13 protein-coding genes are annotated in these 14462 nt (G+C 40.6%); 10 read left to right on the top strand and 3 right to left on the bottom strand.

Translation table 11 applies throughout. The annotated features are described in order from the left end of the window. The first annotated feature begins 7 nt into the window (after positions 1-7). From mreC to rodA, 4 genes are read left to right on the top strand one after another with little or no spacing between them, the layout of a single operon-like run. Positions 8-844: a rod shape-determining protein MreC gene (gene mreC, locus LV83_RS20320; RefSeq protein ID WP_111613402.1), complete on the top strand. Its 837-nt coding sequence runs from the start codon at positions 8-10 to the stop codon at positions 842-844. Further along, the gene (locus LV83_RS20315; protein ID WP_111613401.1) at positions 834-1355 is read left to right on the top strand and encodes a rod shape-determining protein MreD; all 522 of its coding nucleotides are present in this window, start codon (positions 834-836) and stop codon (positions 1353-1355) included. The genes mreC and LV83_RS20315 overlap by 11 nt, the downstream gene beginning before the upstream one ends. Then, positions 1355-3157, top strand: coding sequence for a penicillin-binding protein 2 (mrdA, locus tag LV83_RS20310; protein ID WP_111613400.1), 1803 nt, complete (start codon positions 1355-1357; stop codon positions 3155-3157). Before LV83_RS20315 ends, mrdA begins: the two co-directional genes overlap by 1 nt. Beyond that, positions 3157-4431: a rod shape-determining protein RodA gene (gene rodA / locus LV83_RS20305; RefSeq protein WP_111613399.1), complete on the top strand. Its 1275-nt coding sequence runs from the start codon at positions 3157-3159 to the stop codon at positions 4429-4431. The genes mrdA and rodA overlap by 1 nt, the downstream gene beginning before the upstream one ends. Here rodA and LV83_RS20300 read toward each other — a convergent pair. The 3 genes from LV83_RS20300 to LV83_RS20290 form a co-directional block, all read right to left on the bottom strand. After that, positions 4428-5003 (bottom strand): HD domain-containing protein, encoded by a 576-nt coding sequence (locus LV83_RS20300; protein WP_111613398.1) that lies wholly within the window; start codon positions 5001-5003, stop codon positions 4428-4430. The two genes, rodA and LV83_RS20300, sit on opposite strands and share 4 nt — an antisense overlap. A 20-nt stretch (positions 5004-5023) precedes the next feature. After that, positions 5024-5584 carry a Pycsar system effector family protein gene (locus LV83_RS20295; protein ID WP_111613397.1) on the bottom strand — a complete coding sequence of 187 codons (561 nt, stop codon included), beginning with the start codon at positions 5582-5584 and terminating at the stop codon, positions 5024-5026. Positions 5585-5735: 151 nt separating this feature from the next. Further along, the gene (locus LV83_RS20290; RefSeq protein WP_111613396.1) at positions 5736-6854 is read right to left on the bottom strand and encodes a hypothetical protein; all 1119 of its coding nucleotides are present in this window, start codon (positions 6852-6854) and stop codon (positions 5736-5738) included. A gap of 33 nt (positions 6855-6887) precedes the next feature. Here LV83_RS20290 and LV83_RS20285 point away from each other — a divergent pair, with 33 nt between their 5' ends. From LV83_RS20285 to LV83_RS20260, 6 genes are all read left to right on the top strand, one after another. Continuing rightward, positions 6888-7214, top strand: coding sequence for a 2Fe-2S iron-sulfur cluster-binding protein (locus LV83_RS20285; protein ID WP_111613430.1), 327 nt, complete (start codon positions 6888-6890; stop codon positions 7212-7214). Between the two features lie 8 nt (positions 7215-7222). Further along, a complete protein-coding gene (locus LV83_RS20280) occupies positions 7223-7807 on the top strand; it encodes a thymidine kinase (RefSeq protein WP_111613395.1) in 585 nt (194 codons plus the stop codon). Between the two features lie 97 nt (positions 7808-7904). After that, positions 7905-8594 carry a DNA repair protein RecO gene (gene recO / locus LV83_RS20275; RefSeq protein ID WP_111613394.1) on the top strand — a complete coding sequence of 230 codons (690 nt, stop codon included), beginning with the start codon at positions 7905-7907 and terminating at the stop codon, positions 8592-8594. A gap of 341 nt (positions 8595-8935) precedes the next feature. Then, positions 8936-10729, top strand: coding sequence for a transcription termination factor Rho (gene rho / locus LV83_RS20270; protein ID WP_111613393.1), 1794 nt, complete (start codon positions 8936-8938; stop codon positions 10727-10729). Between the two features lie 512 nt (positions 10730-11241). Then, entirely contained in the window at positions 11242-12870 is a 1629-nt protein-coding gene (locus tag LV83_RS20265; protein ID WP_111613392.1) for an LVIVD repeat-containing protein, read from the top strand. Between the two features lie 243 nt (positions 12871-13113). Beyond that, positions 13114-14462 (top strand): glycine-rich domain-containing protein (locus LV83_RS20260; RefSeq protein ID WP_449353835.1); only part of this gene is annotated, 1349 nt, incomplete at its 3' end.

Raw genomic sequence — 14462 nt, 5'->3', positions numbered from 1 at the left:
ATCCCGAATGCTACGCATCCTTCAATTCCTTTATAGCTTAAGGTCTTTTCTATTATTTGTTTTGCTTGAAGTATTGGCGATCAGTCTAATTGTCTCCAATAATTCACCTCAGGGTGCAGCTTTCTTCAATAGTTCCAATGCCGTAACCGGATCAATTCTCAAGACCCGATCAGACGTGGTGGATTTCTTTTCCCTGGCGGAAGACAATGAAGCACTCTTAAGTCAAAACGCTTTATTACTTGAACAACTTAAAACTATCAATGCTATCCCTGACAGCGTAACACTTGAGTTGGACTCTGCATTTGAGGCACAATACACCTTTAGAGGAGCACGAATAATTAGCAATTCACTACGCTTTTCACAAAATCATATTACCCTTAACAAAGGCTCCAAAGATGGAGTGAAGCCTGGAATGGGTGTATTTAACGAGCAAGGAGTTGTTGGAAGGGTGCAATCCGTATCTGATAATTATTCAGTAGCCTTTTCGCTGTTAAATACGGAAATGAGAATTTCTTCAAAACTCAAAAGCAATGGTTCATTTGGGTCAATAAATTGGGATGGTAAAGACTCAAAAAAAACAAAGTTACTCTATGTCCCTCGCCACGTAAAAGCTAGTCCCGGTGACACCATCGTAACTAATGGATTCAGTGCAGTTTTTCCGGAAGGAATTATGGTTGGCACCATAGAAAGTGTAGATCAAAGCTCCGACCCTAACTCATTGGATATTGTGGTAAATCTTAGTGTAGACTTCAGTAAAGTGCACTATGTCTATTTAGTAGAAAACAGTCGATTAGCCGAAATAGATTCTCTGCAAAAGCAATCAGAAATAGAAAATGAGTTTTAGAAACCTAATCACCTTTGTCTTCTTGGTGATTTGCCTGTGCACAGTACAGATTTTGCTATTGAAAAACGTAGCTCTTTTCGGTGTGGCATTCTGCTTCATTTACCTACTGGCTATATTGAGTTTCCCAATTAACATTCGAAGCTTTTCGTTAATCTTAATCAGCTTTGGAATAGGGCTATTAATTGACGTATTCTACGATACGCTCGGACTGAATGCGGCCGCAGCCACTCTCTTGGCATTTCTTCGTCCCTATTGGCTAAAAGCGATCAGCCCAAATGGCGGCTACGATGACAGCAACAATCCTACTTTAAGGGAGATGGGAATTGGTTGGTATATAAGCTACTCTTTACCTTTAGTTTTCGCATTTTCACTTATGTTTTTCACTGCAGATCAGTGGGGAACCGGGGGATTATTTGGCGTGCTAAACAAAAGCCTTTTCTCCTCGATTTTTACAGTCATTTTGGCTATAATTGTACAACTACTGTTCTTCAAACGCAGGAGAGGAATCTGATGAACGACCAAAGGCCCGTAGTAATTATCATCTTTGTTTTCTTGGTAGGCGCAGTCCTTTTGACCAAGCTATTTATGATACAGGTGATGGACGACAGCTTCATGAAAAGAGCTGAGCGGAATGCTATCCAACGAATAGTAGATCACCCCTATCGTGGATTAGTTTACGATCGAAATGGAAAGTTGCTAGTTTACAATAATCCGATTTTTGATTTGATGATTGTTCCAAAGGAATTTGAAGTGGGCGATACTACTCGTTTCCTTGAACTTTTTAAGATATCCAAAGAGGAATTGATTGAGTCGTATCAAACAGCGCGGAACTATTCCTCAGTCAAGCCATCCACCTTTATCAAGCAAATATCTACCAATGAATTTGCTAGAATCCAAGACTTCTTAATTGATTATCCAGGTCTATTCATAATGACTAGATCTGTACGTTCCTACCCAAATCCTATTGCATCGCATGCGCTAGGCTATATCGGTGAGATTAGCGGCAGGCAACTGGAACGAGACAGTTCTGGCTATTACGTGCAAGGTGACTACGTAGGCCTCAGCGGAATGGAGAGATTCTATGAGGACGAACTCCGTGGTGAAAAGGGAGTGAAGTACAAAATGGTCAATGTGAGAGGAATTGATAAAGGTCCTTTCAAGGATGGTGAGTTTGATACGGCGTCGGTTGCCGGTCATAACATCAACTCTTCCATCGATATGGAGTTGCAGAAGTATGGAGAGATGCTGATGATGGGAAAAACAGGTTCGGTGGTAGCGATTGAGCCAAAAACCGGCGAGATACTCTCCATGATTTCTGCACCGTTTTATGACCCAAATAGTCTTACCGGTTCCGATTTTGGCAAAAGCTACACAGCACTGAATAAACTAGAAACAAAGCCTCTTTTTAATCGCCCAATTATGGCGACTTACCCTCCGGGTTCAATTTTCAAAATTGTCCAGAGTTTAATCGGTTTACAGGAAGGCATCTTGACTCCAGAAACTACTTTTGCTTGTAACAAGTCTTTGGTGGCTTGTCACAATCACCCATCACCTGTCAACCTTTTCGGAGCAATCAGGAATTCTTGCAACCCTTATTACCATCAGGCTTTCCGCCAGATAATCAACCAAGAAGTTTCCAGTAATACTTTTAAGGATACAGAAATTGGTTTAGATGCTTGGCGTGAACGCGTCTTGAAATTCGGTCTTGGTGGCCAATTGGGCGTGGACATGCCAAATGAAAAAATTGGTGACGTCCCATCAAGTAGATATTACGATAGAGTTTATGGCGAAGGACGCTGGAAATATTCCACAATTTATTCTCTATCGATAGGCCAAGGAGAGTTGCTAGTCACACCGCTTCAAATGGCAAATTTGGCAGCTATTTTTGCAAATAAAGGATTTTACTATACTCCGCATTTGATTCGCGCAATTGACGGTGACAATACCAAAATCCCAAAAGAATATCAAACCAAACACATGGTAGGCGTTGATGCACATCATTTTGATATGGTTCAGGATGCTATGGTACAAGCGCTCTATGGTACTGCCACGCGTGCGATTATGAAGGATATCCAGATCGCAGGCAAAACTGGGACCGCCCAAAACCCTCATGGAGAAGACCACTCCGTATTCATTGCTTTTGCGCCAAAAGAGAATCCTCAAATCGCAATAGCTGTATATGTGGAAAATGCTGGCTGGGGAGGTCGAGCTGCTGCAAGTACAGCCTCTCTTATGATTGAGAAATATCTAAAGGACAGTATCTCCAGACCGGATCTTGAGAACTATGTAATCGCCGGAAATTTCATCTATTAATGCGCGAGACAGATATTAACATAAATCGGGTGGACTGGATCACCGTTATGATCTATTTCGTATTGGTGATGATAGGCTGGTTCAATATCTACGCAGCTGTCTATGACGGGCAAGTGGACAAAAGCATCTTCGATACTTCGATAAATTCCGGCATTCAACTCGTTTGGATCGGCACCGCTATAGCGATCATCATCGTCATCATGGCGGCAGATTATCGGTTGTTCGAAAATCTGGCTATTCCCATATACCTGGTTATGCTGGTCTTACTGCTTCTCACACCTTTCATAGGAAAAGAAGTAAATGGGCAAATTCTAACCATTGGCTTTGGCTCCTTTCGAATTCAGCCAGGGGAGTTTGCCAAATTTGCGACAGCCCTAGCGCTGGCCAAATTCATGGAAAGACCCACCTTTGATCTCTCCAAAACCAAATATCAGCTACAGGCATTTGGTGTGCTTTTATTGCCAATAATATTGATTATTCTTCAGCCAGATACCGGAACAGCCATGGTCTATTTTTCCATGCTAATCATGTTCTATAGAGAAGGACTACCGCAAAAATACTACATACTTGGCATCGGTATCATTGCAATAGCGCTATTGGCACTGGGTATAGAAAACAATCTCTATTTAGCTGGTGCGATAGTAGTGATCGTTGTGATACTCATCATTATGGGGAAAAAGACCCCACAGCAAATCATAGGATTTAGTGTTATTGGACTGGTATTAATTGCATTTACTTATAGTCTTGATTTGGTAGTTTCTAAACTGCCAGAACATCAACAGAACAGAATAATGGTCCTGTTTAACCCCGATCTAGACCCGCTAGGCGTTGGGTGGAATGTAACTCAATCTAAAATCGCCATTGGCTCAGGAGGACTTGCAGGAAAAGGCTATTTACAGGGTACTCAGACCAAGTTCGACTTTGTGCCAGAGCAACATACAGATTTCATCTTTTGTACACTAGGAGAAGAGTTTGGCTGGCTAGGCAGCTTTGTGGTTATTGCTCTATTTGTCACCTTGCTCACCAGGCTGGTTTTCATGGCTGAGCGACAAAAGAACAGATTCAATAGAATCTATGGCTATTGTGTCATCTCGATTCTGATGTTCCACTTCATGATTAACATTGCCATGACCATTGGACTATTTCCAGTGGTGGGTATTCCATTACCATTTTTTAGTTACGGAGGATCTTCGCTTTGGTCATTTACCATTTTGCTTTTTATTTTCATCAAAATGGATAGTGCCAGAGCACTTCAGCTAGGAAGAATGGGTTAAGAATCCAAGAGCTTTTTCAGCCATACTTGTTTCTTTGGTTCTCTATTCTTGATAGCAAATGGGGTATGAAAATGATGAGCTTTCAAAAAATTAATCTGTAGATCCTTCCATTGTTTAGCGGTAGAGATTACATTCATATTCTTTAATTCCTCAAATAATTTCTGGCTGATTTCCGGGTAATCATTTCTGCCTAAATAATCTAAGTCAGCATCGCAGATAATTCGTTGCAAATGATTTTGCGGGTTTTGAGGGATTTTAGTTGCCATGACCAACCCTTTGATCACGTCAATATCACGTTGGTCCACTCCTAAATCACTTAAAATATTCTCTGCCATCCCTGCCCCTACTTGCTCATGGTTTGCTGCACCTTTGAGAAATCCCATATCATGGACAATCGCTCCAACTTTCAACAAATACCTTTCTTTGTAGGGAATTTTTTCCCGCTTGATGTATTGATTGCAAACATTTAGCACATCTAGTGTATGTTCAAGCGCATGGTAAGTCAATGTCTTGGGCAAATTTGCTTCAAGATCTGATAAAACTAGGTTTCGAAGAGTACGATATCCTTTCATGGCAAGAACAGGGCTTTAGGCTAAAAGGCGGTCTTTAAAGCGTAATACAAAATAAAAACAAACACTAGGCCAATATTAAATGATAAGTATCGTACGGAAAGGTTCACATTTCTAAACTTAGTAGCAGTGATTTTAGCATTGATATAAACCTGCTCTCCCAACTGATCAAACAGCGGGCGCCTCTGGGTGCTTACCTTTTCCAACTCTTTCACGTAGTCTTTGATAGGACCATATGAAGAAATAATATTCCCAAAAAAGAAAACACTTTTGTCATAATTAGCCTCAATCTGTGGCATGAAGCATCTAAAACTATAATAAATAGAAATGACGCTGAATACAAACCAAGTTCCCATGAAGCCATAAGTCAAATAGTCAGAAGAGGCTAGTTCAATCAAATGTTCATAAAACTGGAAAAAAACGTTCATCAACAATCCATAAAAGGACAGAACCAAGCCCGCTTTGATCTCCGAAGCTTTGATTAAATCACGCAAATACATGATTAGGTACCAATAATTATCCACGGCATCTATGCCTGGATCAAATGGAGGAAGGTCTTTTAAGTCTTGGAGTTTCTTACGCATTGATTGAAAAAAGCTTACTCAATATTATCAATAGGTAAAAACAAGATAATCTGTGAATTAAGCAATTCCTATAAATTAAGGAGATTTCATTTTATAAAACTAAAAAAGAGCTGTAAACCAGCTCTTTGCACTTACATAGTTCAATTTTATATCAAACTTCAAACTTTCTATACACCAGCAAAAGAAACTCCTGCACTGGTTCAGTTTCAGGTTGCCATCCTAATTCTTCCACATAGCGGGAATTAACGAGCGTAATCGCTTCATCAAATGAGTCACATTTATCTATAGATTTTAACGCATGTTTGAGTAGATCTGCATTTCCGTCAAAAAGCTCCTTCGTAAACATGAACCGCTGATTGATTGCTAGACTTTCAGCTAGTTCACCCATTATCCCTTTCATGCCTTTATAAGAGAGTGTCTCAAATTTAGCTTTCAGGTTATATGAATCTAGGGTGCCAGCAGAACCATTTGTATAGCGCATTTGGACAGTCGCAACATGCTCTGCCTCAATTTCTTTCTCAGGTTCTGGAGCTACAGGCTTTCTAACTGGAGCCTCATTTTCCACCTCATCGAAAAATGAACTTGTTGATTCCTGCAACTTATTTACTTCAGGTGTTGGTTTAGAAGTAAGTTTTGTCTCCACATATTCCCGAACTAAATAAGCATCTAAATCAAATGGCTTGACATCTCCAAATGTTGCCAGGAGCAAGTTCACAGATTCTAACGACTCTTTGATTGCTTGATAATTTGCTGCCACGGCACGTAGATAAGCACTCTCATCATGACCAAAACCAGCCTTATCTATTAAAAAAGAAACAACCTGAGCATGCCACTTGTAATACTTTTTATTTTCCTTCAGAAATTCGTTGATATGCCCTGAAGGAGCATTGGATATTTCATTTTGATAGAATGAAACTGGATCCGTTGCGAGCTGAATCGCCTGACTCACCGCAGTTTCTAATAAGGGCTGAAGCTGCTCTTTCTCTACCTTGATTCTTCGCGAAAGCACGTTCATAAACTCTGTAAGTGCCTCATGAACCGTAATATCCCGGTAATCAAAATAAGGATTACTCTTGAGCTTTTCGAGCTCTCCCTGCCACAGCTCGAACAACCTTTTAATAATAAAGAAATTCACCTGAGCACTGTTGGTGAGCTGAACAATATCCTGTCCAGTCATGTATTGTTTGGAAGAGAAAAACTGACCACAAACAATTGCGGCATAGTCTTCGGCATATTTTTCTAAATAATTGCTGTTAATTTGAGTAGTCATTGTAGAGAGGTGTTTACAAAAGTCAACGAACAAATGCCCCAAATAGTCATAGAAAATCTATTTAATCTGAAGATTAATTCTGTTAGCGTTCCCCGTAAAGTTATCGAAATTATTCATGAAAATGGAATTGACTGGATGCACGCCTGCGGGAAAAAAGGACGATGTACCACCTGCAAAATCATTCTGAAATCAGGTGAAGAAAACCTCTCACCTCCTACCAAACCGGAACTTGATTTCCTACAGCAAGGAAGATTGAGAGCGGGAGAAAGACTAGCATGCCAGACGGAACTCCTATCAGGAGAAATTGTCGTCCGTGTCGGTAACATCAATAAATTCCCACATATAAAATATAGCGAATAGAATTAGGCATGTTTATAGAACCTTCAATTGGTAGGATGAAGTCCTCAGGAAATAAAGGTCAGATCGAGGTGATTTGTGGGTCCATGTTTTCTGGAAAAACGGAAGAATTGATTCGCCGGCTAAATCGTGCACGAATCGCAAAGCAAAAAGTGGAAATTTTCAAACCCTCTATCGACAAGCGCTACGATGAACATGATGTCGTTTCTCATAATGAAAATTCGATTCGTTCTACTCCGGTCAACTTTGCTGATGACATACTATTATTAAGCGGAGATTGTGATGTGGTGGGAATAGATGAGGTTCAGTTCTTCGATGAACAGATAGTAAGAGTTGCCCAAAAACTAGCTCTTCAGGGTAAGCGAGTGATATTGGCTGGACTTGATATGGATTTCGAAGGGAACCCCTTTGATCCTATGCCAAGGCTGATGGCAATCGCCGAATATGTAACAAAAGTAAATGCAATCTGCATGAAATGTGGCGACTTAGCGGCATTCTCATTCCGGCTTTCTGATGCTAAGGAAAAAGTGGTTCTTGGTGAGAAGGAAAGCTACGAAGCCAGATGTAGAAAGTGTTTTTATGAGGATAAAAAGTAAATCCAACTGACAGTCGCAGTATTCAGTCTCAGTTCGGATCTTAGGTCCATCCCCTTTCTTGATACTGAAAATCTTGGTTCTTGATTCTTAAACTCACATGCTCAAAAAAACCCAAGGGATAGTTCTCAGTGCCATACGCTACAAGGAGACGAGTATAATCGTAAAGATCTTTACCCGAGAACTAGGTCTGAAATCTTACTTGGTGAATGGAGTAAGGACTCAAGGTAACAAGTCAAAAATAGCATTATACCAACCGCTGACATTACTTGAACTTGTCGTATATGATAAAGACAACGGTGGACTCCAGCGAATTTCTGAAGCTCAACTCTACCGAGCACATCAGCTCATTCCTTTTGATTTTACCAGAACTGGAATAGCACTTTTCATTACCGAAGTAACGAGCAAGTCGATCTACGAGAATTACCAGAATGAACTACTCTTCGATTTTCTCCAAGAATGTATTATTGAATTGGATAATAAGCATGCCCAACTTGGCCAATTCCCATTGGTATTTTTAATTAAAAAAGCCAGTTTTCTCGGCTTTGCTCCAGAGGAAGCTCTTGGTTTTTTGTCAGAAAGTCGCTCCCAACCTTTTTCTCCTACCGAACTGTCGCAAGCAGAAAATTACCTGACTACTCTCATGAAAGATTCTTTTTCCAATCAATTCAAAATAAGTAAATCCCTACGCCAAAAGCTTTTGGATCACCTACTAGATTTTTATAGTCAGCACTTGGATAATCCTGGAAACTGGAAATCTTTGGCGATTTTGAGGCAGATCAATGAATAGATTATTGGAAAGTCTCCCGCCAAGCCGCTAAGGCGCAATCTTGGTGCTTGCTTTAAAAAAATCTCCATTCTCCAATTCTCCAATTCATATTCCCTTTGAATCTCAGCGTAACCCTCTGTGAATCTCTGTTGTTCAAGAAATTCCCCGCTTTCCAAATCACACAATTCCAAAACAATAATTTGTATTATCCAAACTCATACCTTAATATTGTGACATCACCGTGAATGAGCAAGTCAGCCCACTTTGACTTGAGTATTTCCTGCAGATCTTTTTTGCTCAGAAAATCATCCACGATCTCAAATACCGCATTTACTACATTTTATTTATTTCATCCCCTCTTTATGTACAACATAGAAGAACTCAGAGTCAGGTTATTATCTGAACTGAAGGAAATCGCTGAGGAGCTAGGTGTCAAAAACCGCAAAACTCTAAAGAAAGACGAACTCGTCTATGCTATCCTCGATCAGCAAGCCATCACCCCAGAGCAATCCTTGCCTAAAAAGAAACCTTCTGCTGCTGAAACCCCAGAAGCAGAAAAAGCCCCGGCATCACCCGCAGAGACCCCAAAACCTGCAGCTGCCGCAAAGCCAGTGGAAGAATCGGAATACAAGCCTAAGTTCAAAAGACAAAACGTAACGGCAATTCCTAAAACAGAAGAAACTCCGGCTGAAGAGCCTAAAAAAACACCTGAACCTAGAGCCAAAGAGCCAAGACCAGACTGGAAAGCTAAAAAAGAAGGACAACAAGAGCGCCCTGAAAGAAAACCACAGCCACAGGCTGAGTCAAGCAATGATGAGCCAAAGACGTTCAGACCGAGAAGAAAAGCTGTTGAAGAAGTAGAGTCTACTTCTGAAAACAAAGAAGAGAAAACTTCAAGTAAGCCGGTTCACACTAAGCCAGAGCAAGAAGTAGAACTTCCTAAAAGAAGAAATTTCAAGTCTCCAGATGAAGTAATGGCTCCTGCTGCCGAGACAACACCTCATTCAAACAGAAGACGCCCAGGAGTAAATCCACGTGATTTCGACGGTGTAATCGAAAATGAAGGAGTCCTTGAAATGATGCAAGAAGGTTATGGCTTTCTTCGTTCGCTGGACTACAACTACCTGGCATCTCCAGATGATATCTATGTATCTCCTAGCCAAGTGAAACTTTTCGGTTTGAAAACCGGAGACCATATTAAAGGATCTATTCGACCTCCAAAAGAAGGAGAAAAATATTTTGCTCTCTTGAAGATTGCCACAGTAAACGGCAAAACCACAGACGAAATTAGAGATCGAGTTCCTTTCGAATACCTTACTCCACTTTTCCCAGAGGAAAGATTAAATCTATCTACCACAGGAGAAAAGTTCTCCACTAGAGTAGTAGATCTTTTTGCTCCTATAGGTAAAGGTCAAAGAGGGATGATCGTAGCCCAGCCAAAAACCGGTAAAACGGTCTTGCTGCAGCAGATCGCAAATGCTATTACAAGAAATCACCCTGAAGTTCACCTGATGATCTTGCTGATCGATGAGCGTCCTGAAGAAGTGACTGATATGGCTCGTTCCGTAAATGCAGAGGTAATTTCCTCCACATTTGATGAGACGGCTGATAGACATGTGAAAGTATCGAATATCGTTTTGGAAAAAGCCAAGCGTATGGTGGAAGTAGGTCATGATGTAGTGATCCTATTAGACTCCATTACTAGACTTGCTCGAGCGCATAACACAGTTGTCCCAAGCTCAGGAAAAATCCTTTCCGGCGGTGTGGATGCCAACGCGTTACACAAGCCAAAGCGCTTCTTTGGTGCAGCGCGAAACGTGGAAAACGGCGGTTCATTAACCATCATCGCTACAGCGCTTGTAGAAACAGGTTCTAAAATGGATGAGGTGATTTTTGAAGAATTCAAAGGAACCGGTAATATGGAACTTGCTCTTGATCGTAAGCTTTCTAATAGACGTATATATCCTGCCATCGACGTACTTAACTCAGGTACTCGTCGTGAGGACCTACTCATGGACAAAGAAGAAATGCAGCGGGTATGGATCCTTCGTAAGCTAATGAGCGACATGAACTCTCAAGAATCTATGGAATTCCTACTTCAGCGAATGAAAGGAACTAGAGACAATGCTGAATTTTTGATCAGTATGAACGGGTAAATTTTCATTAGCCTACATTAAATAGCCAGACTCTTAGGGGTCTGGCTATTTTTTTTGTAAAAAAAACCATATCATTTTTTCAAGACCCAAATTCAATTTATTGATGCATAATTAGCTAGGTAATACTGTAACATCATAACTATTCAAAGGAATAGTATTCCATAAAATATATAAAACTGTATCTGTCTATCAAGAAAATGTATCTGTGATAATTACAGAAAATCCGAGTTAGCTAGGTCAATCCCTAATCATTTATTATGCATTGAATAATACCTATAAAGAATTAAACTGAGCCAATAAAGGCATACTACAACTACTTTATTAGAAATAAAATATATTTTTTACTTCCCCCTTTTATTTATGAAATTTTGTTTCATTTTTGTTCTGTAATTATCAAATATCCAATATAATTAACTGAAATAAGCAAATACACAAAACATAATTCTAAATACTATATACAAAACACAATTTTAAGTAGATGAAATAAGGTCTCACCCCCTATCTAAAACAATATGAAAAAATATCATTTAATCGGCTTGGTTACTGTCATAGCGTTTTATTCCTGCAATGACAGTTTGTCCCCTATTGACGAAGTTCCAACTATCGCAAAACACGTCACGATAGACACTGACAGCCAATCTCTTACGACCCGTGTAAAAAGAGATAATACAGGAGTAATGGCATTAATTGACCCAGACCTCCCTACTGGAAGACTGTTAGAAGTCGCATCTAATCTGCCTCTTATTATGGTATCTCAGGTGGAAGCACCTGTCTATGATGGGAAAACACTTAAAGCAACTCACGTAGATATTGATGGTGACTATGCCTATGTATCTTACAATACAGAAGGAGACACCTATCTGGGAGCAGTTGATATCTTTGACATCACCAATGTGTATAGCCCGGTTATCACAGAGCAGGCTATTTTCAAGGATTCGGATATCAGCTCTTTAGAATACAAAAACGGTAAACTTTATCTTGCTGCTGCAGTAAATATTGATGTAAACTCAGATGTGACTTCACCAGCGAATTTGATCACAGTATCAGTGGCTGGCGGGAAATTTATTTCAGACTTTGTATATACTTCCCTGCCTAGTTATGTTGCTACAGATGTTGCAAACACAAATTCAAGTACAGCTGTCACTAGTGGAAATGATGGGGTAATCGGCCTTTTTGATGCCTCCCAAAAATCTAAGTCTAGTACTCAAATGGGAGACCTAAGAGCGGTGGCTTTCGGAAATGATAAACTAGCAGTACTCAGCGGTACGTCAGGTGTGCATATTTTGGATCCAAACAATCTATCTGAAGTAATTAATATCCCTTTGCCAGCTGATGTGGCTGGTGCCAAAAGAACTTTGGACATAGACAATGGAAATTTATATGTAGCTGAAGGAACTAACGGAGCCGGTATATACAAAATGACTGACGGAGACTTGATTCAAAAACTGCCTATTCCAAACAATCCTGATGATGTAGCTGCAAGTGAAATTGTTACAAATGCTGTTTCGGTAGATAAAAACCTGCTGTTTATGGCAAATGGTGCGGCAGGAATTTCTGTATCAGACGTAGCTGACTTAGGAGGTATCAAAAGTTTAGGGGTGTTAGAACTGGAAGGGTCCTCAAACTTCTTACGAAATGAAGAAGAGTTTGTATTCATTGCTTCTGGCCATGGTGGCCTTCAGATTTTAAAAATCAATAAGAGTGAAGGGTCTACAGATCCGAGTTGCGCAGGATTGCCTAACTATAACGGTACTGCCTACTTAAATATCAATATGTTTGAGTCAGCTTCTTTTTCGGGCTCCAGCGTATTAAAGGCTGTAAATATTGGAGGTTCATTGTTATTCTGCGGATCCTTGGCAATAGAGCAAAACCTTAACATCAATAGTGATGCAATAATGACCGTAAACGGAACCTTCGTTTTTGGTCAGTACAAAAAGAACACAAGTTTAAATTTGGCTAGCTTTGCTACACTTAAACTTCAAGGTAACACCGTAATTTATGGTGATTTAAAATTACAAAGTGGATCTACGCTTGAATTCATAGGAGAAGACAGTTCCATTACGGTATATGGTTCGGTTACTGTTAACAGCGGTGCTCAAATTATAGGCAAGTTTAAAGACACAGAAGGGAAATTCAAATAACAATATCTATATAAAACCAATAATTGAACCGACTCAGAAATGAGTTGGTTTTTTTTTGCCTCAGTCCTGATCCATTCCTAGCCGGCAAACAGTATATAGTTATATGTTTCAAATGAAGATCCAACTTGAGAAGTCAATTATTTTCAACTGGTTAAACCCTAACCCATTGGTTTTAAATTAAATCCTATTAAATTTGAAATGCATTTTATTAGTAATGAAATAGTTTTTACAAATTAAATTTAAATGCTTCTGAAGCACTTTTTACCTAACTCCCTTTCTAGGTTCATCTTTCTATCAGGATTGGTGTGGTTTGCTGCATCTTCTAATTTTTTAGGAGCACAAACAGTGACTTACAGTTCACCTGGTCCAGGAACATTTCAAGTCCCAGATGGAGTAACCACTGTTAGTGTTTCCGTATGGGGAGCTGGTGGAGGTGGCGGTTATAATGCAGGAAACAAAGGAGCAGCAGGCGCAGGGGGCGGAGCATTCACCTTTGCAACGAGCTATTCTGTAACTGCTGGAACATTTATCACATATGTGGTTGGTAGTGGAGGTATTGGACAAGCCAACGGTTCTCCTTCGCCTATTACAAATGCAAATGGAAGGCCTTCATCATTTGGAGCAAGTGGACCATCTGATCCTCCACAAGTCTTTGCGAATGGAGGAGGTAGATCTGGTGGTAGTATTCCTGGCAATGGAGGTCTGGCAACTACCGGAACTCCCTATTTTTCTGTTGCAGGTGGATCTTCAGTATCTCCTGATGTACCCGTTAATCCCTCTGATCCTAGCAATGGTTCTGGCGGAGGTGCAGCAGGAAGTCCGTCTGGAGTTGGTGCAAATGGTACCAGTGCAGGAATTGGAGGCGTTGGTGTAAATGGAGCTGGAGATGGTGGAGCAGGCGGAACTTCTGTAAGCCAAGACGGAGAAGACGGAACTCGACCTGGAGGTGGAGGAGGGGGTGAAGGTCATAATGGAACACAAGGAGGAAATGGAGGGGACGGCCAGATAATCATCACATGGACTTGCTCAAATACCCTTACTTCCGCATCTAGCACAGAAAATCAGCCAGCTTGTGTTGGAACTCCAATTGATGAAATTACATATACTATTGTCGGCGCTTATGGAGCTACATTTTCAAATTTACCTCCAGGTGTGAACGGTACCTATGTAGGTGGTCTGGTAACTATTTCTGGAACACCAACAGCCTCGGGTACTTTTAATTATACAGTAACTCCCACTGGAAGTTGCACTAGTTCAATAGCTTCAGGAACGATCACTGTTACCCCGAACAATACTGTAACTGCAGCTCCAGCAATCCCCCCTGTTTGTATCAGCACAACTTTAACCAGCTTTACCCACACCACCACCGGGGCAACAGGAATTTCCAACAACGGGGTAGCAGGTGCTAACGGTTTGCCTGCGGGCGTTTCTGCTTCTTGGAATGCAAATACTATTACCATATCCGGTACCCCTACAGCTTCTGGAACTTTCAATTACTCTATTCCTTTGACTGGTGGATGTAATACTCCTGCTGTTAATGCAACAGGTACTATCACTGTAACTCCCAATAATACAGTAGCCCCTGCTTCTTC

This window comes from Algoriphagus yeomjeoni, assembly GCF_003259505.1.
Classification (GTDB): Bacteria; Bacteroidota; Bacteroidia; order Cytophagales; family Cyclobacteriaceae; genus Algoriphagus; species Algoriphagus yeomjeoni.
The sequence above is the reverse complement of the archived record's forward strand: the minus strand, read 5'-3'. Positions and strand labels throughout refer to the sequence as shown.